General features: G+C 43.0%; 27 protein-coding genes, 1 pseudogene and 2 riboswitches. Of the genes and pseudogenes, 7 read left to right on the forward strand and 21 right to left on the reverse strand.

The features are described from left to right. Window positions 1-10: 10 nt before the first annotated feature. The 4 genes from efp to D0466_RS07285 form a co-directional block, all read right to left on the reverse strand. Window positions 11-568 (reverse strand): elongation factor P, encoded by a 558-nt coding sequence (gene efp / locus D0466_RS07270; RefSeq protein ID WP_117321835.1) that lies wholly within the window; start codon window positions 566-568, stop codon window positions 11-13. 11 nt (window positions 569-579) lie between these two features. Continuing rightward, window positions 580-1,641 carry a M24 family metallopeptidase gene (locus D0466_RS07275; protein ID WP_117321836.1) on the reverse strand — a complete coding sequence of 354 codons (1,062 nt, stop codon included), beginning with the start codon at window positions 1,639-1,641 and terminating at the stop codon, window positions 580-582. Beyond that, a complete protein-coding gene (aroQ, locus tag D0466_RS07280; RefSeq protein ID WP_117321837.1) occupies window positions 1,642-2,088 on the reverse strand; it encodes a type II 3-dehydroquinate dehydratase in 447 nt (148 codons plus the stop codon). It lies immediately after the preceding gene. A 206-nt stretch (window positions 2,089-2,294) separates the two neighbouring features. Continuing rightward, window positions 2,295-2,804, reverse strand: a complete 510-nt coding sequence (locus tag D0466_RS07285) for a YqhR family membrane protein (protein ID WP_117321838.1) — start codon at window positions 2,802-2,804, stop codon at window positions 2,295-2,297. A 159-nt stretch (window positions 2,805-2,963) separates the two neighbouring features. On the opposite strand from D0466_RS07285, the gene D0466_RS07290 reads away from it, so the two are divergent. Then, entirely contained in the window at window positions 2,964-3,911 is a 948-nt protein-coding gene (locus tag D0466_RS07290; protein WP_117321839.1) for a DUF1385 domain-containing protein, read from the forward strand. Between the two features lie 104 nt (window positions 3,912-4,015). Next, a complete protein-coding gene (locus D0466_RS23450; RefSeq protein ID WP_407675612.1) occupies window positions 4,016-4,390 on the forward strand; it encodes an SA1362 family protein in 375 nt (124 codons plus the stop codon). 43 nt (window positions 4,391-4,433) lie between these two features. Here D0466_RS23450 and D0466_RS07300 read toward each other — a convergent pair whose 3' ends face one another. Together D0466_RS07300 and splB are read right to left on the reverse strand one after the other, a co-directional pair. Continuing rightward, window positions 4,434-5,324, reverse strand: coding sequence for a patatin-like phospholipase family protein (locus D0466_RS07300; protein WP_117321841.1), 891 nt, complete (start codon window positions 5,322-5,324; stop codon window positions 4,434-4,436). 86 nt (window positions 5,325-5,410) lie between these two features. Then, entirely contained in the window at window positions 5,411-6,436 is a 1,026-nt protein-coding gene (gene splB / locus D0466_RS07305) for a spore photoproduct lyase (protein ID WP_117321842.1), read from the reverse strand. A gap of 156 nt (window positions 6,437-6,592) precedes the next feature. On the opposite strand from splB, the gene D0466_RS07310 reads away from it, so the two are divergent. Beyond that, on the forward strand, window positions 6,593-6,781 hold the full coding sequence (locus tag D0466_RS07310) for a hypothetical protein (protein WP_117321843.1): 189 nt from the start codon (window positions 6,593-6,595) through the stop codon (window positions 6,779-6,781). Window positions 6,782-6,847: 66 nt separating this feature from the next. On the opposite strand, the gene D0466_RS07315 is transcribed toward D0466_RS07310, so the two are convergent. Continuing rightward, a complete protein-coding gene (locus D0466_RS07315) occupies window positions 6,848-8,086 on the reverse strand; it encodes an MFS transporter (RefSeq protein ID WP_117321844.1) in 1,239 nt (412 codons plus the stop codon). A gap of 298 nt (window positions 8,087-8,384) precedes the next feature. Between D0466_RS07315 and D0466_RS07320 the strand changes: the two are divergent. Continuing rightward, window positions 8,385-9,729 (forward strand): annotated as a pseudogene (locus D0466_RS07320) (IS3 family transposase). Window positions 9,730-9,796: 67 nt separating this feature from the next. Here D0466_RS07320 and D0466_RS07325 read toward each other — a convergent pair. Together D0466_RS07325 and D0466_RS07330 are read right to left on the reverse strand one after the other, a co-directional pair. Next, entirely contained in the window at window positions 9,797-12,355 is a 2,559-nt protein-coding gene (locus D0466_RS07325) for a vitamin B12-dependent ribonucleotide reductase (RefSeq protein WP_117321845.1), read from the reverse strand. A 402-nt stretch (window positions 12,356-12,757) separates the two neighbouring features. Next, the gene (locus tag D0466_RS07330) at window positions 12,758-13,594 is read right to left on the reverse strand and encodes a lipoate--protein ligase family protein (protein WP_117321846.1); all 837 of its coding nucleotides are present in this window, start codon (window positions 13,592-13,594) and stop codon (window positions 12,758-12,760) included. A gap of 183 nt (window positions 13,595-13,777) precedes the next feature. Here D0466_RS07330 and D0466_RS07335 point away from each other — a divergent pair, with 183 nt between their 5' ends. Further along, window positions 13,778-14,161: a rhodanese-like domain-containing protein gene (locus D0466_RS07335; protein WP_117321847.1), complete on the forward strand. Its 384-nt coding sequence runs from the start codon at window positions 13,778-13,780 to the stop codon at window positions 14,159-14,161. Between the two features lie 96 nt (window positions 14,162-14,257). Here D0466_RS07335 and gcvPB read toward each other — a convergent pair whose 3' ends face one another. Genes gcvPB through gcvT form a run of 3 tightly spaced genes read right to left on the reverse strand, consistent with a single transcriptional unit; the run spans window position 14,258 to window position 18,179 of the window. Further along, window positions 14,258-15,715: an aminomethyl-transferring glycine dehydrogenase subunit GcvPB gene (gene gcvPB / locus D0466_RS07340; protein ID WP_117321848.1), complete on the reverse strand. Its 1,458-nt coding sequence runs from the start codon at window positions 15,713-15,715 to the stop codon at window positions 14,258-14,260. Beyond that, window positions 15,708-17,054 (reverse strand): aminomethyl-transferring glycine dehydrogenase subunit GcvPA, encoded by a 1,347-nt coding sequence (gcvPA, locus tag D0466_RS07345; RefSeq protein WP_117321849.1) that lies wholly within the window; start codon window positions 17,052-17,054, stop codon window positions 15,708-15,710. Before gcvPA ends, gcvPB begins: the two co-directional genes overlap by 8 nt. A gap of 18 nt (window positions 17,055-17,072) precedes the next feature. Beyond that, window positions 17,073-18,179, reverse strand: coding sequence for a glycine cleavage system aminomethyltransferase GcvT (gene gcvT / locus D0466_RS07350; protein ID WP_117321850.1), 1,107 nt, complete (start codon window positions 18,177-18,179; stop codon window positions 17,073-17,075). A gap of 88 nt (window positions 18,180-18,267) precedes the next feature. Continuing rightward, window positions 18,268-18,345: riboswitch (glycine riboswitch) on the reverse strand. 3 nt (window positions 18,346-18,348) lie between these two features. Further along, window positions 18,349-18,439: riboswitch (glycine riboswitch) on the reverse strand. Window positions 18,440-18,736: 297 nt separating this feature from the next. Between gcvT and D0466_RS07355 the strand changes: the two genes are divergently transcribed. Together D0466_RS07355 and D0466_RS07360 are read left to right on the forward strand one after the other, a co-directional pair. Beyond that, window positions 18,737-20,425, forward strand: a complete 1,689-nt coding sequence (locus tag D0466_RS07355; protein ID WP_117321851.1) for a DEAD/DEAH box helicase — start codon at window positions 18,737-18,739, stop codon at window positions 20,423-20,425. Next, complete coding sequence (locus D0466_RS07360; RefSeq protein ID WP_117321852.1) at window positions 20,403-21,197, forward strand: YqhG family protein; 795 nt, start codon at window positions 20,403-20,405, stop codon at window positions 21,195-21,197. The genes D0466_RS07355 and D0466_RS07360 overlap by 23 nt, the downstream gene beginning before the upstream one ends. A 69-nt stretch (window positions 21,198-21,266) precedes the next feature. Here D0466_RS07360 and D0466_RS07365 read toward each other — a convergent pair whose 3' ends face one another. From D0466_RS07365 to comGA, 9 genes are read right to left on the reverse strand one after another with little or no spacing between them, the layout of a single operon-like run. After that, on the reverse strand, window positions 21,267-21,443 hold the full coding sequence (locus D0466_RS07365) for a YqzE family protein (protein WP_117321853.1): 177 nt from the start codon (window positions 21,441-21,443) through the stop codon (window positions 21,267-21,269). Between the two features lie 12 nt (window positions 21,444-21,455). Continuing rightward, complete coding sequence (locus tag D0466_RS07370; protein ID WP_117321854.1) at window positions 21,456-21,974, reverse strand: shikimate kinase; 519 nt, start codon at window positions 21,972-21,974, stop codon at window positions 21,456-21,458. Between the two features lie 15 nt (window positions 21,975-21,989). Next, window positions 21,990-22,370 (reverse strand): competence type IV pilus minor pilin ComGG, encoded by a 381-nt coding sequence (gene comGG / locus D0466_RS07375; protein ID WP_117321855.1) that lies wholly within the window; start codon window positions 22,368-22,370, stop codon window positions 21,990-21,992. Then, complete coding sequence (gene comGF / locus D0466_RS07380) at window positions 22,360-22,839, reverse strand: competence type IV pilus minor pilin ComGF (protein ID WP_117321856.1); 480 nt, start codon at window positions 22,837-22,839, stop codon at window positions 22,360-22,362. The genes comGG and comGF overlap by 11 nt, the downstream gene beginning before the upstream one ends. Continuing rightward, the gene (gene comGE / locus D0466_RS07385; protein WP_117321857.1) at window positions 22,796-23,131 is read right to left on the reverse strand and encodes a competence type IV pilus minor pilin ComGE; all 336 of its coding nucleotides are present in this window, start codon (window positions 23,129-23,131) and stop codon (window positions 22,796-22,798) included. Before comGE ends, comGF begins: the two co-directional genes overlap by 44 nt. After that, entirely contained in the window at window positions 23,118-23,528 is a 411-nt protein-coding gene (gene comGD / locus D0466_RS07390; protein ID WP_142919902.1) for a competence type IV pilus minor pilin ComGD, read from the reverse strand. Before comGD ends, comGE begins: the two co-directional genes overlap by 14 nt. A 55-nt stretch (window positions 23,529-23,583) precedes the next feature. Next, window positions 23,584-23,889, reverse strand: a complete 306-nt coding sequence (comGC, locus tag D0466_RS07395) for a competence type IV pilus major pilin ComGC (protein ID WP_117321859.1) — start codon at window positions 23,887-23,889, stop codon at window positions 23,584-23,586. An 11-nt stretch (window positions 23,890-23,900) separates the two neighbouring features. Continuing rightward, complete coding sequence (gene comGB, locus D0466_RS07400; RefSeq protein ID WP_158555860.1) at window positions 23,901-24,929, reverse strand: competence type IV pilus assembly protein ComGB; 1,029 nt, start codon at window positions 24,927-24,929, stop codon at window positions 23,901-23,903. Continuing rightward, window positions 24,916-25,992, reverse strand: a complete 1,077-nt coding sequence (gene comGA, locus D0466_RS07405; protein ID WP_117321861.1) for a competence type IV pilus ATPase ComGA — start codon at window positions 25,990-25,992, stop codon at window positions 24,916-24,918. The genes comGB and comGA overlap by 14 nt, the downstream gene beginning before the upstream one ends. Between the last annotated feature and the right edge of the window lie 101 nt (window positions 25,993-26,093).

Below are 26,093 nucleotides of genomic sequence, written 5' to 3' on the forward strand. Positions count from 1 at the left end.
TCTTGTGCCTTTATGCACGCGATACGTAACTTCCTTCAGTCGTATTGATGATCAAACGGTCTCCCTGGTTTACGAAAAAAGGAACCTGGACTGTAAGCCCTGTTTCAAGAGTTGCCGGCTTCGTTCCTCCTGAGGCAGTGTCTCCTTTAATTCCAGGCTCTGTTTCTGTCACTTCGAGCTCAACAGTGTTAGGAAGCTCCACTCCAAGCGTTTCGCTTTGGAAAGTCATGATATACACTTCCATGTTTTCTTTCAAGAATTTTAATTCGCGCTCAATGCTTGAAGCAGGAAGTTCGATTTGTTCATAAGATTCGTTATCCATGAATACATGGCTGTCCCCGCTGGCGTACAGATATTGCATTTTGCGGTTTTCGATATGCGCCTTGCTTACTTTTTCCCCGGCACGGAAGGTTTTTTCCTGGATTGCCCCAGTTCGAAGGTTACGCAGCTTTGAACGCACAAAAGCTGCACCCTTTCCCGGTTTTACGTGCTGGAACTCGATTACTTGCCAGATTCCATTGTCTACTTCGATTGTTAAGCCGGTACGAAAATCATTTACAGAGATCATTCATTGTCCTCCTACAGGATTATTAGTTCTTTTGTTGAGTGTGTGAGCGTTTCATTTCCTCGGATTGTAATGATTGTGTCATCTTCTATACGGACACCGCCAACGCCAGGTATGTATATCCCCGGTTCTACGGTAACAGCCATGCCTGGTTCCAAAATGGTATCAGACCTTACGGATAGTGCCGGGCCTTCATGGACCTCCAGTCCGATGCCGTGACCTGTAGAATGGCCGAAGTATTGCCCATATCCTTTTTCAGAAATAAAATTACGCGTGAGCGCGTCCGCTTCTTTTCCGGTCATGCCGGGCTTGATGCCTGCCATTCCCCTCAATTGCGCCTCAAGGACGATATCATATATCTCCTTTAATCTGGCGCTCGGCTTGCCTACTGCCACGGTACGTGTAATATCTGACACATATCCGTTGTAATATGCGCCATAGTCAAGGGTCACCAGATCCCCAGTTTCGATAACCTTGCTGGATGCCACCCCGTGAGGCAGTGCGCCCCGTTCACCGGATGCAACAATTGTATCAAATGATGAAGATGTTGCGCCCTGCTTTCTCATAAAGAATTCAAGCTCATTGGAGACTTCCAATTCTGTCAAGCCGGGCCTGATAAATTCGGCAATATGCATAAAGGCTGCATCGGCAATCTTTGCAGCTTCCTTTAATATCTTAATCTCAGATGATGTCTTTATCAAGCGTAACTTTTCGATCAGACCTGCCAGAGGAACCAGTTCACCTTCAAATGCTGCTTCGTATACTTTGTATAAGGAGAAGGTCATGTGATCCTGTTCAAATCCTAACTTCTTGATGCCCATCGCTTTTGCCTGATTTGCCACTTCTTCTGTGATCAGCCCTTGATGCTGGACAATTTCAAATCCCGCAGCCTGTTTTCCGGCCTGCTCTACATAACGGAAGTCGGTAATGAATTTGGCCTCTTGTTGTGAAATTAAGGCGACGCCTGCGGAACCCGTAAAGTTGGTCATATAACGCCGGTTATAGGTACTTGTAATTAAAAGTCCGTCAACCTGGGTTTTTTCGAGCTCTGCCCTGAACCGCTCCAATTTGTCCATTTAGTTTCTCTCCTTTAGGATATTAATGAGCGCCCGTAGCGCGAGTTCATACCCCTGAAGTCCGAGGCCGACGATTTGGCCCGCTGTCACAGGTGCCATAACGGACTGGTGCCTGAATTCCTCGCGGGCATGAATGTTTGAAATATGTACTTCAATTACAGGAATATCAATGCTTGCAATTGCATCCCTGACCGCATAACTGTAATGCGTAAATGCCCCGGGATTGATGATAATTCCCCCCACGCCGTTATCTTGGGCCCAATGGAGTTTATCGATGATGTCCCCTTCATGATTTGACTGAAAAAAGCTTGTATCGATTCCAAGCCCCTTTGCGCTTATCCCTAGCGAGCTTTCCAGGTCGGCAAGAGTGGCCAACCCATATTGCTCAGGTTCCCGTTTGCCCAGCCTATTGAGATTGGGCCCATTTATTACTAAGATTCTCCCCATGCTCCACCCGCTTTTTTCTGGGCCAATTTCTGTTATTCGCTAAAAACCGGCTGCCAGACTTATTGTTTAATAATCCGTTCTACTATAGAAAAAAGAATGTTCAACATGAACATTCTACCATAATTCTAAATTTTCTAGCACTAGAAATGAATGTGCCGGATGAAGCAGCGCATGCAACCATCATAACGATTTAGATCCGTAACAAATTATGTTATGTCCGTTTCCGTTTTCACTTTGGTTTGCTTTTCGATTTCCTGATGTTCATAGGAAATTGAATAACCAACAAATACTCCATATATGACGAAAATACAAATGCCCGTGATAATCGTTTTGGCATTCATTTTTGCAAAAGTCGGAAGGTCCGGAAACATCGGCCTGAAAATGAAAACCAGCAAAAGAAAGATGACCAAACCGTATAAGATTCCCGCAAATATATTCCTGGTTTTCTTTAATAACGCATAATAGACAAGTGCTGCAAAAATAGACAATATCCCAAAGAACAACATCGACATCACAACCCCGAGCCAGCCGTCCACCCAGGACAGGTCTGTCCAGGATGTCAGAATAAATTTTGGGCTATAGTCCATCAGATTGAAGTAAAAAACGAACTGGAGGGCTAAGCACAACAATATACCGCCCGTAAACCCAATAATGATCGTATCTTTTATAAGAGATACATGCCCATATCCATCTTTTTCATTATTTTCTCCATTCATTCCTTTCACCTCCGTTATGCAGTATGCCCATAAATAACACAAACGATAATAGTACAAAAATTCGGCTTTATCTTGTATGATATAAGTACCAATAAATAGCTTCCAACACAAAAAACACGGAATGCATAAGGTAAATTAACAACATAGGTTGGTGTAAAAATGTCCGAGAACCAAAAACAGGTATACGGAGGCCAGGCGGTCGTGGAGGGCGTCATGTTCGGCGGCAAACACCACACGGTTACCGCTGTACGGCGAAAGGATTCATCAATAGAGTATTTTCATGTACCACGGGAAGATAAGCCTTTCCTGCATAAAATGAAGAAAGTTCCGTTCTTGAGGGGCATTGTTGCGATCATCAATTCCAGTGCGAATGGATCGAAGCATCTGACTTTTTCTTCTGAACGTTTCGAAGTTGATCCGGCAGATGATGAAAAAGTCCAAGAGGAAGCTAAAGTGTCAAAAATGACAATGTGGCTTGGAGTGGCCGCTATCGGCGTACTCTCATTCATTTTTGGAAAGCTGCTTTTTACTTTGATCCCGGTGTTGCTGGCTGATTTGACAGAACCTGTTTTCGAAAGCAAAACGTCGCAAATTCTGGTCGAGGGCTTTTTCAAGCTGCTGCTTTTGTTTTTCTATATCTATTTTGTCTCGTTGACACCTATTATAAAAAGGGTGTTTCAGTACCACGGCGCGGAGCACAAAGTGATCAATTGTTTTGAAAGCGGCAAAGAGCTTACTGTAGAAAATGTCCAAGCCTCGTCAAGGCTCCACTATCGTTGCGGCAGCAGCTTCATCCTGTTCACCGTCTTCGTCGGTGTTTTTGTATATATGTTTTTCCCGACCGACCCTCTTTGGCTCAGGATTGTGAACCGGATTTTGCTCATTCCAGTGGTGCTTGGGATTTCATTTGAAGTGCTGCAATTGACAAATAAGTGGAGAGAGATCCCGTTCCTTCGTTTTTTCGGCTATCCGGGATTATGGCTCCAGCTCTTAACCACAAAGGAACCAGATGACAGCCAAGTTGAAGTGGCCCTGGCCTCCTTCAATGAGCTTCTTAGATTGGAAAACGAGACAAATGAAGGTTTAAAGACAGAAAATATTGTGTAAAATTACGTTATAGGAAAAATAAGTAAACGCTTCTGTTATTTATTTAAAAAACAAGTTTAAAATCCATAAAACTTGCTCATGATGCTCTTAAGGAGGTGTCTTTGTTGAATCGTTCCAGACCATACATTATCTATTGTCTCATTGCACTTGCCTTTATTGGCCTCGCAAGCCAATTGATCCAAAACCCCGGTGGGCTATTCAGAAGCTTGTTGATGATTGCATTGGTGACGGGAATTGTTTATTTCGTATATAAACGATTGACAAAGGATAAACCTGTAAAAAAAGAGCAACGGGCATTTATCAAGGCCGCTCGCCAATCGAAAAAACGACAGAAACTTAAAACAAAAGAACGCAGTAATGTTGCAAGCTTTTCTTTAGCCAGATCCTCAAAAATAATTAAACCGCGAAAGAAATCCGACGTTCAATTGACCGTCATTGAAGGCAAAAAAAATAAAAAGAAAAATCGGGCTTTGTTTTGAAACAGCCCGATTTTTTGTGCTTACATTCTAAGCCTTGCAACCTTTAGTATGTCCATCGCCTCAGAAATTTTTCAGTCGATTTCCTGCCTTCGTTAATTAGTACCGCTTTGTTTTTTTCCGTTAATTCAAATTCAGTAGCCGACACGCCCTTCATTGGGATAAATATTATATTTTTTACATGCTTTCTCGATATATAGCGGGAATCATGGGCATCCTTCATGGTTTTAAACAGGGCATTGAACATTTCTATCGCATTATCGATTTCATGCGGCTTTTTACATTCTTCGCCTCCGCTCAATTTCAAGCCGAGGACGGGGCGAACTTTTTTCACATGTTCCGAATCAAACAGCCACATGGGAAAATTGCTTAGAACCCCTCCGTCAACGAAAACATGGGCCCTGCTGTCCTTGTTAACCGACAGCTTCACCGGCTCGAAAAAATAAGGAATGCTGCAGCTCATACGAACGGCTTTCGCAACCGGGAAACTGCCCGGGTCAATTCCGTATTTTGGCAGGTCATCAGGGATTACCACCAGCCTCCCGTTTGTTATGTCAGAGACGATAATCCTCAAAGCCTGATATGGAAGGTCGGAAAAGGTATAAACCCCTTTCGCCGCAAGTTTTTCTCCGATCCACTTTTCAAGGGCATCACCCTTGTATAACCCCAGCTTCCAATATATCATCAGCCACTTTGCAAAGGGAATCGGCAGATAGCTCCTCCGGTTATCCAGCAGATCTGTTGTATCCATCTCGTCCAATATGTCGATCATCTCATTTCCTGAATAACCTGCCGAAGTGAATGAAGCTATGATCGATCCTGCACTCGTCCCGGCGGTGCGGCAGAATGTAAAACCTTTTTGCTCCAGCACCTGAACAGCCCCGACGAGGGCAAATCCTTTAATTCCGCCACCGGAAAATACCCCGTCTATCATCACATTGGCCCACCCCTGTTAAAGGCTTTTTTATACTTTAAGCAAGGGATAAGTCATCTGTTACTATTTTTTCATCAAGCTTGTGCAGTTCAAGTAAAGTACTGAACTTCACTTTCTGGAAAAAACTTTGCGATATACCCTTTTATTGTGGATTCCAACTGGGCAGCCTCTTCTGTCTGGTATACATATTTGCCGATTCCATACCTTCCCCATTTATATTTGCGCTTCGATTCATCCAGTTCAAGCTTTGTTTTTGGGTAATTTTTCTGAATGACTTTTTTTGCAGGGGCGGTAAAACGGTGCTGAATCAGTTCGAAGGTCAAATTCGATACATCGAGCCCCTGTAACGAATCGCTGAGCCGTTCAAATAATTCATGATAACCTGTTTTCCAGTCCTCATGAATGTAAATCGGCGCAACGATAAAACCTAGTGGATAGCCTGCGTCTGCTACCTTGCGCGCAGCTTGAATCCTTTCTTCAAACGAAGACGTCCCCGGTTCAAAATTTTTAATGACATAACGTGAATTGATGCTAAAACGAAACCGTGTCTTGCCATTGTGTTTCGCGTCAAGCAAATGGTCGACGTGATGAAATTTTGTAACGAATCTTAAAAGTCCATGATTTGTTTCCCCGAAAAACTCAATCGCCTTCTTTAATGAGTGGGTCAGATGGTCGATTCCGACAATATCAGAAGTACAAGCTGCTTCAAACCGGGTAATTTCCGGCATTCTCTCATCCATATATTTCTTCGCAGCGTCAAAAATCTCATCCAGATTCACATAGGTCCGGATATAAGGCTTGCTGCCAAGCGTCGTCTGGAGGTAGCAATAATGGCAGTGCCCCATGCACCCGGTGGCCAGCGGTATCGCATATTCGGCAGATGGTTTCGATGTGTCGAACTTCAATGTCTTCCTGATCCCGACAACGAGTGTCGATTTTGCAATCCGGTATTTCTGAAGGTCTGTTTCTCCTGGCAGTCCCCTGATTTGGTTATGGGATGTCGTTTCCCGGATTTCTATGTTCATACCCTCAAATTTCTCCTTCAATTCCCTGCCAAGCGGATAATCCAACGCCTGCGGTTCTATATAAACAAGCTGTGGGATAAATGGTTTCATATTTTTACTGCTCCTTTGTAAAAGGGTATGTTTGTCAGTAATGAGGGTTTAAAAAAATGACACCCTAATCCAGTAAGGATAGTTTCTCTGTATCCCTTACTTCTAATTACGGAATTATTATGGAAAAATCATTTCCAGCAGAAGGAGACAATTCAAATGAAAAAAAGAGAGCAACAATATGAGACATATGCCCCAAAGGAACCCAAGCTTACCATTGAAACAGACCATACCTATCCGAATGCAAATAATGTTCCAGGCGATTCTGTAGATGAATATATGTTTCTAAAAACGGCAAACGGAATTTTGGCAGGTCAAGAAATTGGACAGCAAAATGAAAATTTATAGTTGATCCAAACAGCGTGCAATACTAACGCCCGGTTACAAATCAAATGTGACCGGGCTTCCTCTTTTCTATGAATGCGTCTTATTGGGTTGCGATTTATCGCTGTGAATACATTTCCAAACAATGAATAAGAGTAGTATGCCTATGACTCCCGAAACAATATAGGTTACATTTAAATAGTTTTCCATCAAAATGGACATAATGGGTGGCCCGAATGCCACGCCGATAAATCTGGTGGAACTATAAAAGGACGAAATGGTTCCTCTTTCTTCTTTCTCTATATTTTCGGTAATCATAGCATCCAATGTTGGAAGCAATGCGCCTATCGCAATGCCAACCAGGCTGGTGACCACCAACAGAATGAACAGCCTCTCTTTGGCAAAGCCCACAAATACGACGCTAACAGAAATAACAATCAGGCAGGCCATAATCAGTTTTTTCATTAAAGACAGGCTGCCTTTTATTTTCTTTCCGCTTATATATGAAGCAATACAGAGCAGAAGCAGAGGGATCGCCATGATAAACCCTTTTATTATACCTTTTAAATCGTGCAGCTTCTCTAGTGTGTCCGACATGAAAAACAGTACCCCAAATAAAATTAGCATTAGAAAGGCACCCAACAAAAAAACGGTAAACAGCCATTTTCTTTCTCGTTTAAAAATCCTTTTGGTTGAATGGATAAAATCCTTGAACTTCTTTGGTTCCTCTTTCTCTTTGGGTACTCTTATAAAGAAAAAGACGAGGGCAATGGAAATGAGACTAAAAAAGGAAATCGAGAAAAACGGCAAAAACCATAAAACCGCGGCAAATATAGATCCTAGTATCGGGCTTAGCACCTTTCCGAATGTATTGCCGGTCTCTATGATGCCCAAGCAGGAGCTTGTCTTTTCATCATCATCTTTATACAAATCGCCTACTAATGGCAAAATGATCGGAAAAGCTCCCGAAGCCCCGATCCCTTGCAATATCCGCCCTATAATAATCCAAGTAAAGGGCTCTTCACTCTTCCATGAAGCATAGCCAGCGATTAACCCTCCAATTAAGGTTATGATCAAGGCTGGAATGAGTACTTTTTTTCTGCCAAACTTATCTGATAAATAACCGGCAACCGGGATCAAAAATATGGAAGCAAGGGAATAGCTGGTGATAATCATACTGGATTGAAATGAAGTGATGCCTACCTTATCCTCAAGCATTGGCAGGACAGGAATGAGCATGGAATTGCCAAGTGTCATCACAAGGGGAATCGATGCCATGCTTATTATGCACCAGACACTGACTTCATTTTCTAGTTTCTGCTTTACCATTCCTACACCTCAGCAAATGTTTATTAGTTGTATATTGTCCTAACTTGATGAAAAGATCTCGAACAAAATAAGGAAATTAATGACCTAAATAGGTTATTGGAGTAATAACGAATAAAAAAGCCATTTAAACGGTAATGTTTATTGAACAATTGAACTGAAATCCATGGCAAATAGAATTGTGCCGTTTGAAGCGCCATATATGTAACTTGATGGCGCAGACTAAAAAACCCGGCAGGATTTGTGAACTGCACCCCAATTGTTAGACACTTGAAGTCTAATAATTGGAGGTGCTTTTTTATTGGCCAAATTTACAGTAGAACAAAAAATTAACGGAGTAAAACAGTATTTAAGTGGTGGTGAAGGACATAGAATCATTGCTGAGAGAATCGGTGTACATTCCTCTGTATTTCTAAATTGGATTAAACAATACGAACTTCATGGCAATGAAGCATTTCTAAAACGCTATACAAACTATTCCGTTCAATATAAACTAGACGTACTAAACTATATGAACGATAATGGGACGTCTATAAATGAAACAGCTGCCATTTTTAATATCCCTTCTCCCTCAAGGGTGCGCGAATGGTTAAAGGCTTTTGAGTCTGGAGGAATAGACGCCTTAAATCCAAAGATAAAGGGGCGTCTTCCCATGAAAAAAGATAATCAAAAACCGGACAAAAAAGGAACTACAGAAACTTTGCAGGAAGAATTAGAACGTTTACGTATGGAGAATGCCTATTTAAAAAAGTTGAATGCCTTAGTTCAAAACAAGGAAAAATCACCAAACAAGACAAAGCGCAAGTAGTCTATGAATTAAGGCATAACTTTCCGGTGAACGCTCTTATTAAACTGGCGGATATCCCTCGTAGCTCCTATTACTACTTGGTGAAAAAAATGGGTCAGCCTGATCCAGATGCAGAACTAAAAAATTGCATTCAGACTATTTTTGACGAACATGAGGGGTGGTATGGCTACCGCCGTATCCGTGACGAGCTAAGAAATCCAGGCCACAAGGTAAATCATAAGAGAGTACAACGAATCATGAATGAACTAGGTCTAAAATGTTTAGTTCGTATGAAGAAATATAGATCTTACAAAGGAACAGTTGGCAAAATAGCTCCTAAATTTTGGACCGTAACTTTAAGGCTGAAAAACCAAAGGAGAAGTGGGCAACTGATATTACGGAGTTTAAATTGTTTGGAGAGAAGCTATATTTATCCCCCATTTTGGATTTATATAATGGTGAAGTAATTACATATACAATGGGAACAAGACCAGCCTACTCACTCGTCTCAACTATGTTAGATCAAGCTTTTGATCGTTTAACAGAGGATGATACACTCCTCCTTCATTCCGATCAAGGCTGGCATTATCAAATGAAAAAATACCAGCACACCCTAAAAGGACGAGGAATTACACAAAGTATGTCTCGTAAGGGAAACTGTTACGATTATGCCGTTGTAGAAAATTTCTTTGGCATCCTGAAATCAGAATTTCTTTATCTAAAGGAATTTGAAAGTATTCAGCACTTTAAGGACGAACTAGTGAAATATATCCATTACTATAACCACAAACGAATTAAGGCAAAATTAAAAGGCATGAGCCCGGTACAATACCGAGTTCATGCCCTCCAATCTGCCTAATGAAATAACCTGTCTAACTTTATTGGGGTCACTTCATTTGCTGCCGGGTTTTAAACCTACTGCTATTTTACAAGCCGCATTTCAATTGGGCACCACAATTTGTACAAGTGTTGCAGCCGCCCATTTCCTTTACTTCACCCTTACGGCATACCGGACAAGTGTTGCCTACCTCTGATCCGATTGTGACGTCTGTAGAGCGCAATTCATTAATGGTGTCCAAAAGGACCACTTTTTTCTTATCATCTTCAAATTCCAATTCAAACTCATCAAGATTGTTCTCTTCGGCTTTCAAGGTAAGCACTTGAGAGTCACGGCTTCCGTCAACATACACCGTTCCTCCCTTTGCTCCTCCTTTGTACAGGCGTTCATAAACCTTTTCGACCTGTTCAACAGTATACCCTTTTGGTGCATTCACTGTTTTACTGATCGAGCTGTCAATCCAGCGCTGGATGATACACTGCACATCGGCATGGGCTTCCGGTGCAAGTTCCATCGCAGATACAAACCAGTTCGGCAGGTTATCCGGATCAGCTTCCGGAGTTCGATCCAGGTATTCCTGTACAATATCGGCTTTCACTTCAATGAATTTTCCGAGGCGTCCGCTTCTGAAATATGTGAACGAAAAGTAAGGTTCCAATCCTGTTGAGACGCCGACCATTGTTCCAGTGCTTCCAGTTGGCGCAACAGTTAACAAGTGTGAGTTGCGGATACCATTTTCCAGTATACCGTCTTTAATATCATTAGGCATTTTCTTCATGAAGCCAGTTTCAATGAAGGCTTTTCTTAAACGGTTCGTATCTTCCTGGGTTTCGCCGTCAAGGAATGGGAAGCTTCCTTTTTCTTTTGCCAATTCTATTGAAGCACGATAAGAGGTAGTGGCAATAGTTTCAAACACTTTATCAATCAAGACATTGCCTTCCTCGGAACCATATTCGGTCTCGCAATAAATCAATAGGTCATGCAGGCCCATTACCCCAAGGCCCACACGGCGTTCGCCGAGAGCCTGCTTTTTATTTTCCTCAAGGAAATAAGGGGTGGCGTTAATGACATTATCCTGCATCCTGACACCGATTTCGACAGTCTTTTGCAGCTTTTCAAAGTTAACGGTTTTTGTTTCTTTGTCTGCCATCTCCGCAAGGTTTACTGCAGCGAGGTTGCAGACTGAGTATGGAGCTAGCGGTTGTTCCCCACAAGGGTTCGTCGCCACTACCTGCTGGCCATACGCCTTGGCATTCGTCATGTCATTGGCATTATCGATAAAGAAAATGCCTGGTTCTGCAGAGTACGTAGCACAAATATTGATTAAGTTCCAAAGTTCTTTGGCCTTTATTTTACGGTAAACACGGACTTTGTGCCCCTGCTTTTCCCACTCGCGGACATCCCCGACATTATGCCATTGTTCATTATAAATTTTCATTTCCTCTGTATCATAGCTTTCAACATCAGGAAAGCGGAGTTCATAAATGGCATCATTCTCAGCCGCATCCATGAATTCCTTGGTCAAACACACAGAAATGTTGGCACCTGTGAGGAATTCCGGGTTGTGGACACTGTAAGTTCCCCCGGCTGCCAATTTGTTTTCTGCTTCATTGATGATTTTATCGTTGAAGCCGCCTTGGCCAGGAATGTGCTTAAAATTGACAATCCCCTGGTACATTGCTTCTTCCTGCTCTGTATGGGGCGTGAATTTCAATTTTTCTTTGGCATATTTCTTGATGGTATCATCACTTGTATTTTCGATCAGGTAACGGAGAATCCTTGGATTTTGCATTTTTGAAATGATGAATTCAATGATATCAGGGTGCCAGTCTGAAAGCATGATCATCTGGGCGCCCCGGCGGCTCCCGCCCTGTTCAACCAGGTGCGTCAATTTTGCAATATCATCAAGCCAGGATACAGAACCCGATGATTTTCCGTTTACTCCCTTTGCCAGCGTGTTTCTTGGACGAAGAGTGGAACCGTTTGTGCCTACTCCACCGCCGCGGCTCATAATTTCCATAACCTGCTTGCGGTGTTCGGAAATGCCTTCCCGGGAATCCTGGACAAAAGGCATCACATAGCAATTGAAGAATGTAACTTCAGTCTCTGACCCTGCACCGTATAGAACACGGCCTGCAGGAACAAAGTTCAAATCGGCAAGCTCCTGATAAAACTTCTCAAACCATTCTTTTCGCTTTTCCTCGGTGGTTTCCACCGCGGCCAATCCGGTTGCGTTTCTTTTCGCGATTTGTTCATAGTAGATTTCAAGAGGTTTTTCGATCACATCAAGAGGTCGGTTGATCACACCCGTTTGCATTTCTTCCGGCTTATCAAGCGCCCCTCTATATTCTTCATCGACCAGTACATCTGCGGTCTTATTTTGCCAATCGATGTTAAGGATGAAGCCCGTCCCCCTGGCAGGGAATTTAGGATCTTCTTTAATTGTCAAAACAACAAAATCACCATTGGTCAAGGTAACTTTTTCAGTGTCCTTGAATGAATATCGGTCAATCATTACCAATCTTGAAACGCCTTTATGCGTCCGAAACATGTCAGGCGTGATTTCGTGCACCTGCGGGAATAAGGAAATATCCTTATTCAATCTTTCAACATCAATCTTCATTGGCTGTCTCAAAACAACAGACATGGCTCCCTCTCCTTTAATCACATTTACATCTTAGTTGTGAAATATCTATGTAGATTTTTCGATACTTCAATGACAATTCCCTTAATTAAGTATGTCGAAACTTCAAATACACAATATATAGTGTTTGGATTATTTTAGCTTATACTATATATAGTGTCAAAGATATTCCACAATGATTTTTGTCAAACTGAAAAAAACGCACAATCAGCAAGAAAATCAAAGAAATTAATCGATAATTAGTGCTATTTCCTCTTTTTTCGACCATTTTAGCACTTGTATTTTTCCACTATAGGGTGAAGTCCCGTTATTACTGGGAGAACGTAAAATCCTGATAAAGCAAGAAAAAAATTTTTTTCTGCCAAAATTAAAAAAGCGACGTAAAGCCGCTTTTTTCCCGGTTCATTATCTCATGAAATTCCATTCATCACTCTCATATTTTGTTTTAGCAAGCTCATACACTTCTTCCAGTTGCTTTTCGGTTAGAGCATACGGCTGCAGTTCAATTTCAAGACCATCTTGAAAACCTTTCCTAAAAGCTTCCTTAGCTTCAGGTATTCCAATTTTACGGTCAGTAAGATCGTGAATCGCGACTGCTTTGCTTTTGAAGCTTTTCATCATTCTTTCTTTAACCCTGTCATTTGGGAATTTGAACATGCCGAACAATCTTTCATCATCGAGATCGAACAATATGGAACCGTGCTGTAAAATGACTCCTTTTTGACGGGTTTGTGCACTGCCGGCTACCTTTCTTCCTTCAACCACCAATTCATACCAGCTTGGTGCATCAAAGCAAACAGAAGACCGGGGTTCCCGTAAAGCAGCCTTTTCCGTATCGGTTTTTGGAACGGCGAAATATGCTTCCAGGCCGAGATTGGTAAAACCTCTTAGAATACCTTCGGAAATGACACGATACGCTTCCGTAACATTCTTCGGCATATCAGGATATTCTTCCGAAACAATTACACTGTATGTAAGTTCATGCTCATGCAAAACTGCCCTGCCGCCAGTCGCCCTTCTGACAAAGCCTACACCATGCTTTTTCACTTCTTCAAGATTGATTTCCTTTTCTGCTTTTTGGAAATACCCGATCGACAGGGTGGGAGGATTCCAGCCATAGAAGCGGACTACCGGCGGTATCTCGCCTTTGCTGTGCCAATTCAACAGAGCTTCATCCATTGCCATATTAAAGGCAGGTTCACAATCTCCGGAATCAATGAAAGCCCAAACTTCTTTTCTCATATTAATACCTTCTTTGCTGTCATGATTACTATAGTAGTTTACCAAACTTGCCAGCTAATAAAAAGCAATCGGGCTCCTGTTGGCAAACACATTCAATGCAGAAAAAACTTTTTGATTAAATGCTGATTCAATACTATAATAAATATGTCTGTATTGCTTTAGCAGAGAAAGGGGTTTATCGCATTGACTTCGATATTTATTTTATTGGCGATCCTAGCCGCCCTCATTGCTTATTCAATTTTTAACTGGTTAAACCAGCGCCGGGTTGTCAAGACTTTAAGCCAGGAAGAATTCATTGAAGGTTATCGGAAATCACAATTGATAGATGTACGGGAACCGAGCGAATTTGAAGGCGGACACATCTTGGGAGCAAGAAATATTCCTCTATCACAGCTGAAAACCCGCCTGAATGAACTCCGCGCGGACAAGCCCGTCTATTTATACTGCCAAAGCGGACTTAGAAGCGGCAGGGCAGGACAAATGCTGCACCGGAAAGGATACAAAGAACTGTATCACCTAAAGGGCGGCTTCAAACAGTGGAGCGGAAAAATAAAGAGAAAGAACTAATCAAAATAGGAATCAATCCCAGGTGCGCCAACGCGTTACCACACCGGAGGACTGATCCAATAAAAGCCCTTGTCAGCTGACAAGGGCTTTTGCTTATTACGCTTGATAGCGAAGAACAGGCTTTCGGGCTGCAAGTGTTTCGTCCAAACGTTTAATTACCGTGGTATGCGGTGCTTCCTGGACAACTTCCGGCGTTTCTTCCGTTTCTTTTGCTATCTGGATCATGGCATCGACGAAAGCATCCAAAGTTTCTTTCGATTCCGTTTCCGTCGGCTCAATCATCATGCATTCCTCGACATTAAGCGGGAAATAGATGGTTGGCGGGTGATATCCGAAATCCAACAACCTTTTGGCAATATCCAGGGTGCGGACGCCCAACTTCTTTTGGCGCCTGCCGCTTAACACGAATTCGTGCTTGCAATGCCTATCATATGGAAGATCAAAGTAAGGAGCCAGCCTTCTCATCATATAATTCGCATTGATCACTGCGTTTTCTGTGACAGCCTTAAGGCCATCCGGCCCCATTGAACGGATGTACGTATACGCACGTACATTGATGCCGAAATTTCCGTAATAAGGCTTTACACGGCCAATGGATTGCGGCCGGTCATAATCAAGAAAATAATGGCCGTCCTTTTCAGTCACCAGCGGTTTTGGCAGGAAGGGAATTAAATCGCTTTTCACGCCTACCGGACCGGATCCCGGACCTCCCCCGCCATGAGGGCCGGTGAATGTTTTATGAAGGTTTAAATGGACCACATCAAAGCCCATGTCTCCTGGACGGGCTTTGGATAAGACGGCATTTAAATTCGCTCCGTCATAATAAAGCTTGCCCCCGGCGTTATGGACGATTTCCGCCATCTCTAAAATATTTTCCTCGAATAAACCAAGTGTGTTCGGATTTGTCAGCATCAATGCGGCTGTATCATCACCAACAACTCGCTTCAAATCTTCAAGATCAACAAGTCCGTTCTCATCCGATTTTACCGTAACGGTTTCGAAGCCGGCAACCGTTGCAGAAGCAGGGTTTGTTCCATGGGCAGAATCCGGGACAATCACTTTTGTGCGGTCCGTATCGCTATTTGCTTCATGATAAGCGCGGATCATCATTAACCCTGTCCACTCTCCATGCGCACCTGCTGCCGGCTGGAGCGTAACCTGATCCATGCCGGTAATTTCAATCAAGTGTTCCTGAAGGTCATACATTAATTCTAAAGCACCTTGTACAGTCCGTTCATCCTGATACGGATGTACATGGGCGAAGCCATTCATCCTTGCAACATTTTCATTGATTTTCGGGTTGTATTTCATCGTACAAGAACCAAGCGGATAAAAACCGGAGTCCACTCCATGGTTACGATGGGAAAGAGCTGTATAGTGGCGCATAATGTCCAGTTCCGAAACCTCAGGCAATGCAGCCGCTTCTTCGCGGATATATTCAGATGGAAGAATATCTTCCATTGCAACAGCTTCCACATCCATTTCCGGAAGGCTAAAGCCGATTCGCCCCGGTGTGCTGATTTCAAATATTAATGGTTGATCCTGTTTATTCATGGCCATCCCCCAATTCTTCCGCTAATGCATCAATTTCGTCCTTCGTACGCAGCTCCGTAACCGCCACAAGCATATGATCCTTAAGTTCCGGGTAGACTGTTCCCAGATGGAAGCCGCCAATGATTCCGCTCTTGAAAAGCCGATCATTGACTTGTGTATATGAAGCAGGAAGCTTTACAACAAACTCGTTGAATGAAGGGCCGTCAAATATGACATCCAATCCTTTTGCCTTTAACGCTTTTTTGGCATAATGTGCTTTTTGAATGTTTTGCACTGCCATTTCCCTGACACCTGTTTTCCCTAGGGCAGTCATTGCCACCGAAGCAGCCAGGGCATTTAGCGCCTGGTTCGAACAAATGTTGGAAGTCGCTTTATCACGACGGATGTGCTGTTCGCGTGCCTGCAATGTCAGAACGAATCCACGCTGGCCGTTCTCATCCACTGTCTGGCCGACAAGCCTCCCCGGAACCTTCCTCACCAATTTGTTTGTTACCGCGAAATATCCACAGTGCGGACCTCCAAAGGCTGCAGGAATGCCAAAAGGCTGGGCGTCGCCTGCCACAATATCGGCACCAAGCTTGCCGGGAGGCGTAAGTGCACCAAGTGCAAGAGGGTTGCTTGAAACAATAAACATCGCTTTTTGGGTGTGTACGATTTCTTCAATTTCTTTAAGCGGCTCGATTCTCCCGAAAAAATTTGGGTATTGGACGATCACACCGGCAATTTGGTCACTGATTGACTCCTTCAGGGCCTCGATATCTGTTATCCCGTCCTTATAAGGGATTTCAATAACCTCTACGTATTGCCCCTTTGCATAGGCTTTGATTACGTCCCTGGATTCCGGATGGACCGCTGCGGACACAAGTATTTTTTTACGGCGTGTCTGTCCTGCGCTTAACATCGCGGCCTCCGCTAGCGCAGTACCCCCGTCATACATGGATGAATTGGCTACGTCCATGCCTGTCAATTCACAGATCATTGTCTGGAACTCAAAGATTGCCTGAAGCTCCCCCTGTGAAATTTCCGGCTGATATGGCGTATAGGCCGTATAGAATTCAGAACGTGAAATCACATGATCCACAATAACCGGTGCGTAATGGTCATAAACACCGGCCCCAAGGAAGGAAGCATGGCTTTTTACATCGGCATTCTTCGCCGCTAATTTTGTCATTTCTTTTAATAAGGAAGATTCCGATTTTGCTGGTTTAATATTGTATTCTCCCTTATATCTAACACTTTCCGGTATATCTTGGAACAGTTCATCAACAGTTGCGACACCAATCGCATCGAGCATTTCTTGTTTGTCTTGGTCCGTCATCGGTAAATAGCGATGTTTCATAGGAATAACCCTTCCCCTCTATTTTTTAGGTCGTTTATAAAAAGGTGTGGCAACCACTTTCGCTTTGAGTCGTTTAGAACGGATTTCCACTTCAACCTCCGTGCCGAGATCCGTAAACTCTTTCTTTAAAAGAGCCAAACCGACATTTTTCTTCAATGTAGGAGATTGGGTTCCGGTTGTCACTTCACCGGCCAATTCACCAGCTGAATAAACCCGATAACCATGCCGCGGGATTCCTCTGTCAATCATTTCGATCCCCACAAGCTTACGAGGGGCACCTTTTTCCTTTTGTTCGGTAAGCACCGCTTTTCCAAAGAAGTCGGCATTCTTATCTGTTTTGACTGCAAAGCCAATCCCAGCTTCTATTGGAGTGATATCAGCGCTCAACTCCTGGCCGTAGAGGGGTAGCTTAGCTTCAAACCGCAGTGTGTCCCTGGCACCAAGGCCAATTGGCTGAATTCCTTCTTGCTCTCCGGCTTCGAGAAGCTGTTTCCATAGCGTAACGGCATCCTCGCTCCTGCAATAAATCTCGAATCCGTCTTCCCCTGTATACCCTGTTCTCGACACCAGCGCATTGATTCCATTCAGGTCTACTTGATCTTTGAATCTAAAAAAACCAATTTCACTTAAATCAGTATTTTTAGACAATTTTTGCAGCACTATTTCAGCTAATGGCCCTTGAATCGCCAGCTGTGCAATTTCCGAAGAAATGTTGTTCAGTTCCACGTCTTCGACAATATTTGCCTGAAGCCAATTGAAATCCTTGTCAATATTGGCTGCATTGACTACCAGAAGATAGTTGCCCTCGCTTTTTTTATAAACGATCAGGTCATCCACGGTCCCGCCATTTGCATAGCACATAGCGGTATACTGTGCTCCTCCTGCCGAAAGCTTCAAAACATCATTGGTCAGCATCCTCTGCAGAAAAGCTATACTCTCCGGGCCTTTTACTTCGATTTCCCCCATATGCGAAACATCGAATAAGCCCACTTTCGTTCTGACGGTCTCATGTTCTTCCTTAATACTGGAAAACTGGACTGGAAGCTCCCAGCCGCCAAAATCAATTGTTTTTCCCCCGTTTTTCTTATACACCTGATATAGCGGCGTTCTTTTTAATTCAGACATCAAATTCCCTCCTTCATTCATGTGTTTCGGAAATCCCCGAAAAAACTGAAAAAAAGGACAGAGAAACTCCTCAAAAAATTGAGCAGTTCTCTGTCCCGGTACCTGAAAGTTTACCTAGAAAAGGTTTTCCCCTTTGGTGGCCCATCGTAATGGACGCTCTCCAGAGCTGCGTCCGGCAAGAGTACTTTTGCCTGAGAGATTCACTTATAAAGCTTGCTCCTTCGGCGCTACGCAGGTGTAGTCTCTCCCCTTGCCTTCATCCGCTTATAAATTTTTTTTGATTGGCCATACTAAAAAGAAAACTTGGCCTATCAACGAGCCTGGCAACACATGAAAAAAACAGGCCTGGATAATCCAAGTCATCTTAACTATTTAAAAGTTACTTTCATCCTACCATTAAGGACGATTTATCTGCAATCTTTTTTATAATGAAAACATAAAAAACTGGTGTTTAATCATAAGAAACACCCTTAATGTTCGTCTTTTAATAGATTAAAACGATTTCATCATGACTTCCGTTTATTTTATCCGTTTTTTTTACTTTAGGAGGTGGCATCATGAAAATAAACATAACTTCCGATACAGCATGGGGAGATGAATTCCTGGAAAGAATCAATGAAGACGGCCCCTGGGCGAACTGGGAGCTGTTCAAAATGGCTGTCCAAATAGAAGAACATCTGGCCATTCCCGAATTCGAAGGCCTGCAGGCACCAAAGCACCTTCCTCAGCTAAAGCCTCTTCCACACCAATTGGAGGCTGCAAAACAGGTTGTTGAAAACATGAATGGCAAAGCAATCCTGGCTGATGAGGTAGGGCTTGGAAAAACGATTGAAGCCGGACTTATTTTAAAAGAATACATGATTCGCGGACTCGTCAAGAAAGTATTGATATTAGTTCCTGCATCGCTGGTTACACAATGGGCTTTCGAAATGAATACAAAATTCCATATTCCCGCTGTGGTTCAGCACAAAAGCTATGTCTGGGATTCTTGCGACGTGATCGTTTCATCCATTGATACAGCAAAAAGAGAGCCCCACAGGACAATTGTCTTCAACCAGGAATACGATATGATCATCATTGATGAAGCTCATAAACTAAAAAATAATAAAACAAAAAATTATGCATTCGCCCAAAGCCTGAAAAAGAAATTCTGCCTTCTGCTAACCGCCACGCCGATCCAAAATAAAATTGAAGAAATCTTTCACCTGGTTTCCCTGCTTAAACCCGGCCATCTAGGAAACGCTTCTTTGTTTTCTGAAAAATACAAAGGCAGAGGCACGGCCATTAATGAAGATCATCATTTAAAAGAACTTGTCAACACTGTGATGATCCGAAATCGAAGGGCGGATACCGGGATTGAATGGACAAAGAGGATCGTTGAGACGGTCATTGTGGAGTTTACGCCAAGCGAACAGGCCCTTTATGACGCCATATCTGAATTCCGGCCGGACAATGCCGTGGGAATCGGCAGCACTTTCTCCGCCTTAACTCTCCAAAGGGAAGCCTGCAGCAGCCGGGAAGCGGTATTTTATACTCTTAGGAATATGGAAAAGAAAAATGAAAACCCGTCCCAGGAATTTCTGGACAAACTCGATAACCTATATGCAAAAGTTAATGAGGTGGAACAAAACTCCAAGGCCGAAAAGGCCGTGGAACTGATCAAAAAAATCAATGATAAAGTCATCATTTTCACGGAATACCGGGCAACCCAGCTGTATTTGCAATGGTATTTAAAACAGCACGGAATTACATCCGTTCCTTTCCGCGGCGGCTTTAAAAGGGGGAAAAAAGACTGGATGAAGGACTTATTCCAAAAGCATGCCCAGGTCCTGATCGCCACAGAAGCCGGCGGAGAAGGGATCAACCTGCAGTTTTGCCATCATTTAATCAATTTTGACCTGCCATGGAACCCAATGAGGCTTGAACAGCGGATCGGCCGCGTCCACCGCCTTGGGCAGGAAGAAGATGTCAGAATTTATAACTTTGCCACGCAGAACACCGTTGAAGAGCATATTTTGAAGCTGCTTTATGAAAAGATCAATCTGTTTGAAAAAGTGATCGGTGAGCTGGATGACATTTTGACCAAACTTGATATCAGCAACATCGAGGAATACCTGATAGATGTTGTCGGGGACTCCAGGAGTGAAGGCGAAATGAAAATCAAGATGGATAACCTATCTTCCATGATCCAATTCGCCCAGGAAATGAAGGAGGGAAAAAAACATGCAGCAACAGGAAATCCATGATTTTCTCATCAAATACTTTCAATCGAACAACTGCGAGATCGTGGAAAACAATTCCGGCTATTTTGTCGTTCAATTGACGATTGAAATGGATAAGGAATTGATGAACCGGCCATTTTACTGGCACTATCTTGAAAAAACCGGAGGAGAGCCAAACCCGATGAGGGTGACGATGATTACGGACCAAATGAAAACCCCTGAAGATCTAAAGGGGGAAAACATTCATTTCGGCTCGCCACGGCTTCACCAAATATTCGAGTCTACGAAAAGGCTGGCAAGCTTCATCAGGCTTTTCGAAAATATTAAACCATTTTCCGGAGGACAGTATCCGTTATTTCCATGGTTATGCCAAAACGTGAAAGTGTCCTATAAATGTGACCGAAAAAAAGACGTTTTTATTTCAGTGGGACTGAACTTGATAACCGGAGAAATATTGGAAAACTTCCACAACCGGATCCTGAACCTTCATGTCACTCCAAAAATTCCGGATTTCTCTTATACCCTGTCGCCGCTGATCATGCCTAGTAGCGGGTTAAACCGGTTGGACACCTACATTCGCCGTACTTTCGAAGGCGATGATCATTCATGGGCAGAGGAAGCGGTCAAAAGATGGGACAATGACCTGCAGCTGCTTGAGCATTTTTATGAGGAAATGGAAGAAAAAAATGAAACCTACTTTACTGAAAAAGAAGCCCTGCGTTCACAATATGAACCAAAAATCAATATTTCTGTTGTGAATGGCGGTCTTTTTTATCTTACTGAAAAAGCAATATAACCGTCTTGCCCTAATCACACATAATATAAAAAATGGCCCAACGCGCATGGTATGGGCCATTTTTTCACATTATTTTCGTTTCAGCAGCATCATAAAAGCAAACGGTATGATGCCAAACCAATTGCTCACAAAGGGTTCCTTGATTTGCTTCTTATTTTCCCGCTGCTGTTTCCTTTCGGATTTTGGTACAGCCATATAATTCACAAATTGCTGTGTAAGGAATTTGATATAATCATTTGTTTTCATACATACCACCCTTTAGACAGTATGCTCTATTTCCGCTTCGTTTATTCGTTTTCTGATATCTTTCACAATCTCATCCATTCTTTTTCCTGTTGTGTCCACGACAATCGGTGCCTCTAAATACAGCGGCAGCCGTTCCTCAAACATATGCCTCAGGTTGTTTTTCCGTTCCCCGCTCAAAAGGGGGCGTGATTCATCACTTGCAAGCCTCCTGGAAATTTCATCAGGTTCGCAATGCAGATAGACCCAATGGCCATGATTGGCGAGCCAAATCCGGTTTTCCCTTTTAAGGATAATGCCCCCGCCCGTTGTGATGATACAATTCTGTTTTGGCAAAGACTGAAGCATTTGGCTTTCCATATTCCTAAAGGCCTCTTCCCCCCGTTCAGCAAAAATAGCTGTAATGGTCTGCTGCTGTTGTCTTTCAATCTCCGCATCCGAATCAAAAACGCGCATGCCCATCGCATTCCCGAGAGCGATTCCAGCCGTAGTCTTTCCCGCTCCCATGAAACCCGTTAAATAAATGCTCCTCATCTTGTTCACTCCGTACTATTTTTCTACCCATTTTACCACTTTTTTTTGCGAGATGTCATAATGAAACAGCGATTGTGTCTTCCGTTCGTCTTTTGTACTGGCATACAGGAGGACTTTTACTACTTGATCGTCGGATGTACTGGCCTCAAAATAAACTTCACCCTTTGGATAAAAAAGGATTCCTTTCTTTTCCGCTAAGTGCCCGTTTATTTCAAGCTCTGCGATCAAGTCGCGGGATGCCAAACGGATTATCTGTTCCAGAATTAATTTTTCCTCGGTTTCTTTATAAAACTTTTTATCTGAAATGTAGCTTTCTATCGTAAAGAGGGTGAAAGATAAAAAGAAGGCTGCAATCATGGCAACTACAGGGTAAATGGCTCCTTTTTCATTGTCCATTTTCGGCCGCCCTTTCTTCCGGAAAAAACGGCCTTACCTTCCTGCTGAAAGATTTCCCCTGTTTATCATAAATGGTAATAGTGACCACCCTGCCATTGGTGTCGACCTCCAACCTCGATATCTCTTGAAGCATTACCTCATGGCCGGTACCATTCAACCGTCTTCTCACCTTATCCTGATACTGCTCAATTAATATTACATCCTCTTCAACTACGAGATAAAGCCTATTTCCCGTCACTTGCCTGCTGGTGGATATCCATACATCCTGCTTTAACTGGCTGATAAAAACCTCCCATTCTTTTTGGTTAATGCTGCTGCTCTGCTCTACAAGGCCCGTTTTGAAGAAAGTGAACAGGCCGGCTGCAAATGAAGAAATCACAATAAAAATCGATAGTGACACAAGCATTTCAACTAGAGTAAAACCATTATCTTTTCGTAGAATCACAAACGGATACATTTTTTTCTCCATGATTTTTATAATGAATGCAACCTCTTATCATTGCGAACACAGGCTCGGCCTCCCATTTCATATGATAGGTCTCCCCATTTTTTGTAATCGTTTCGTCCACTGCTTCGATCTCCCCCTCCATATAGGCTTGCAATTGTTCATATAATAAATGGATAGCCTCCATTCGAATCTTCACATCATCCTTATCGGCGATAATTTTCTGGTAGATCGGCAAAATCGAAAAGCAAATGAAGGAAAAGACAAAAAAGGCTGCCAGCATCTCTACAAAAATATACCCGTCAGAGTTTTTCAATCCTAAATCTTCCTTTTCCAATATTAAATGTGATTTTGTAATCCCCGTTCGCAGTCTTTACCTTCCACACTCCTGATTTTGTGATATTGCCATTGGATGCAAAGAAAAGCCTCAATTCCATCGTACCCTCCAGAAATTTTATGTCCCCCGGAATATCGCGTTCCAGCAACACCCCTTTTGAAACATTCCGGATATAGTATTGTCCGCCAGTCCCCTTCGCAGAAACAATTATATATACTTCTATATATTGCTGGTGGCTGATGGCATAGCTTTGTGCATAATAAATATCATCACTTAAATGGCGGAGAAAAAGCTCGGTATTTTGATTCTTCATAAAATGTGGAAACAAGCCTGATGCCAGAGAAATCACTAAAATAAAGATAGTTAGTACAATCAATATTTCCGAAAGAGTGAAACCTTGGCTTCCGAAAGAGTTCTTGATTACATGGATTCTATGGTGTTTGGGCAACGACCGATACATCTCCTTTGTCGTCTATCTTCACTCCATCCCCGTTCGGGCAGGAAGATTGCTTTAAATAACCAGAGCTTTCAAGCTCAGCAACGTTAGCCGGGAGCTTGTTTTTATCGATTTCATACGCCTGGACCTGTGCCTGGACCATTTTCAAAAAAGCCTCGCAGCCTTTCGATTGTATGGTTGACTGATGTTTTGTGATGTTAGGTACCGTTATGATCAACAATATCGAAATAACCAGCAAAACTATTAACATTTCAATCAAAGTAAACCCTTTTTCATTCATTCTTTTCCTCCTTATAATCCTCCCAGCAGTGAAAACATTGGCATTAACACTGCCAAGTAGATAGAAACGATCAATAATCCGACAATGGAAAACAGCAAAGGCTGAATGATGCGGATGGCTGCACCTGTCTTTTCTTCGATTGCAGAAAGGACATACCTGCTGTAATGGAACAGCTCAGAATCCAGCGTTCCATATTTTTGTCCGTGCGCCATGATGACGCTTAAATGTTTTTCAAAATAAGGTATTTCTTGAAAGATATCTTCGAGGGATTTCCCTTCCGTCAATTCCTGTTTAATCAGGCAGCATAATTTTTGATAGAATGGCTGGCTTGACTCGGAGAATAGGCGGATGCTTTCATTGATAGACAAGCCTCCGGAAAGCAATCCGCTTAATTGGCTGGAGAAAAACTGTGTGTCATACAGCTTGAGGAATCTTCCTATGAAGGGAATCTTATGAAGGATTTTACGCCGCTTCAGCGGGCACATCCTGGAAAACCAGTACTTCCTGCCAAAAAAGATAAACATTAGTGAAACGGCTAGAATGACGGGAATGGCAGGCAAAATTTTTGAAACAGCCAGGACGACCGTCAAGAATATATTCTGCTTCACTTCCATGGATTCAAAGAGCATTTGAAACTTGGGCAAGAGTGTTTCCTGAAGGACAATAAAGATATTGGCCACAAAGAAGAATAGAAAAAGAGGATAAATAAGTAGTTTTTTCATTCGTTCCAAATCTTCCGTCCTTTTCTGCCAAAAGCCGCCTCCTTCCATTAGTGCCTGCTCGATATGCCCATGTTTTTCACCATAGTAAATATAGCTCACTAATTGCGGATGAAAATTTATTGAAGCCAAAACGGCATGCAACGGGTGACCCTCTCTTAATTTCAGAAGCGCATCATTTAAATCTGCTGCTTTCTTCCTGGATTCCTGGAGCATTAGGAACTGTATGGCATGCGAGAGCGGATAACCGTTTTCAAGCAGTTCACCCAGCTTGATCAAGAATCGTGCCTGTTCCATGCCCTTCCATTTACTCCGTTTCATGCTCATGTACCCAACGGTCATATTCATCCGGGGTTACATACCCCATGACAACAGCCTTTGCAATCTCATCCTTCAGCTCACGGTAATGATACTCGGCATGCTCGCCCCTGGCTCTCTTTAAAACCTGGGCAAGTCCTTTGCCATGCAATAGCTCGTACACACTCGCCCGTTTATACTTCTTTCCTCCTGATACACATGCTGATGTACAGTCATTCCCCTTGCAATGCGGGCATTTTAATTCCAATAGCCTTTGTGCGGTCACCGCAATCAATGTCTGTTGAATTTCAACCCAGCTGACACCGAATTCAAGCAGACGAAAAATCGCTCCCTTTGCATCGCGGGTATGCATCGTTGTCAGTATCAAATGCCCGGTCAATGCCGCCCTAACGGCTATCTGCGCGGTTTCCGCATCACGTATTTCCCCTACCATGATAATGTCTGGATCATGCCTGAGTGCGGCTTTCAACCCGACAGAATATGAAATGCCCGCCTTTTCATTGATTTGTACCTGAAGCACCTGCTCAGACTTATTCTCAATAGGGTCTTCAAGGGTAATGACGTTGCGGTTGATCATTTCTTTTGCGTGATGAAGCAGGGAATACAAAGTTGTCGTCTTGCCTGATCCAGTGGGACCCGTGAATATGATCATTCCATGGGAATGCTTTAAAAGGGCCATTAATTTATTTGCGGTACTGCTGAAAAGGGAAAGCTGTTCTAATGGCAGGATGTTTTGCTGGGGAATTAAGCGGATCACAAGGCTTTCTGAAAAAGAGGCTGGCAGGGTGGATAAACGGAGCCCGATTGTTTTCTTATCAATGACCATCGTAATCGAGCCACTTTGGGGGCGCCTTTTTTCACCGATATCCATCGACGCGAGAAATTTCAAATGGGAAATAAGCCGATCTGATTCTTCCAGGGTGAGCATGTCTTGCGGGAAAAGCTTGTTATCGATGCGGAACTGGATGAGCGGGCCTTCTTTGCGGGGAAGAATGTGAATGTCCGAAGCTGACAGGCGGACGGCGTGCGTAAGGATCCTTTCTGCAGTTTTTTCAATCGATTCCAAATATTTTTCACCTCCAAATCTGTTTGCTAATGCAATTCGACGCCATTTTTCATTTTCCTTCTTTTTTCTGCAAAAAAAATCTTAACTGCATCGTTTCAGTT

The sequence above is a fragment of the Peribacillus glennii genome (assembly GCF_003429105.1).
GTDB lineage: Bacteria > Bacillota > Bacilli > Bacillales > DSM-1321 > Peribacillus > Peribacillus glennii.

Coding starts and splice junctions, on each gene's coding strand:
- efp (WP_117321835.1), bottom strand. CDS start 568: ATGATCTCTGTAAATGATTTTCGTACCGGCTTAACAATCGAAGTAGAC.
- D0466_RS07275 (WP_117321836.1), bottom strand. CDS start 1,641: ATGGACAAATTGGAGCGGTTCAGGGCAGAGCTCGAAAAAACCCAGGTT.
- aroQ (WP_117321837.1), bottom strand. CDS start 2,088: ATGGGGAGAATCTTAGTAATAAATGGGCCCAATCTCAATAGGCTGGGC.
- D0466_RS07285 (WP_117321838.1), bottom strand. CDS start 2,804: ATGAATGGAGAAAATAATGAAAAAGATGGATATGGGCATGTATCTCTT.
- D0466_RS07290 (WP_117321839.1), top strand. CDS start 2,964: ATGTCCGAGAACCAAAAACAGGTATACGGAGGCCAGGCGGTCGTGGAG.
- splB (WP_117321842.1), bottom strand. CDS start 6,436: ATGAAACCATTTATCCCACAGCTTGTTTATATAGAACCGCAGGCGTTG.
- D0466_RS07310 (WP_117321843.1), top strand. CDS start 6,593: ATGAAAAAAAGAGAGCAACAATATGAGACATATGCCCCAAAGGAACCC.
- D0466_RS07315 (WP_117321844.1), bottom strand. CDS start 8,086: ATGGTAAAGCAGAAACTAGAAAATGAAGTCAGTGTCTGGTGCATAATA.
- D0466_RS07325 (WP_117321845.1), bottom strand. CDS start 12,355: ATGTCTGTTGTTTTGAGACAGCCAATGAAGATTGATGTTGAAAGATTG.
- D0466_RS07330 (WP_117321846.1), bottom strand. CDS start 13,594: ATGAGAAAAGAAGTTTGGGCTTTCATTGATTCCGGAGATTGTGAACCT.
- gcvPB (WP_117321848.1), bottom strand. CDS start 15,715: ATGAATAAACAGGATCAACCATTAATATTTGAAATCAGCACACCGGGG.
- gcvPA (WP_117321849.1), bottom strand. CDS start 17,054: ATGAAACATCGCTATTTACCGATGACGGACCAAGACAAACAAGAAATG.
- gcvT (WP_117321850.1), bottom strand. CDS start 18,179: ATGTCTGAATTAAAAAGAACGCCGCTATATCAGGTGTATAAGAAAAAC.
- D0466_RS07355 (WP_117321851.1), top strand. CDS start 18,737: ATGAAAATAAACATAACTTCCGATACAGCATGGGGAGATGAATTCCTG.
- D0466_RS07360 (WP_117321852.1), top strand. CDS start 20,403: ATGCAGCAACAGGAAATCCATGATTTTCTCATCAAATACTTTCAATCG.
- D0466_RS07365 (WP_117321853.1), bottom strand. CDS start 21,443: ATGAAAACAAATGATTATATCAAATTCCTTACACAGCAATTTGTGAAT.
- D0466_RS07370 (WP_117321854.1), bottom strand. CDS start 21,974: ATGAGGAGCATTTATTTAACGGGTTTCATGGGAGCGGGAAAGACTACG.
- comGG (WP_117321855.1), bottom strand. CDS start 22,370: ATGGACAATGAAAAAGGAGCCATTTACCCTGTAGTTGCCATGATTGCA.
- comGF (WP_117321856.1), bottom strand. CDS start 22,839: ATGGAGAAAAAAATGTATCCGTTTGTGATTCTACGAAAAGATAATGGT.
- comGC (WP_117321859.1), bottom strand. CDS start 23,889: ATGAATGAAAAAGGGTTTACTTTGATTGAAATGTTAATAGTTTTGCTG.
- comGB (WP_158555860.1), bottom strand. CDS start 24,929: ATGAAACGGAGTAAATGGAAGGGCATGGAACAGGCACGATTCTTGATC.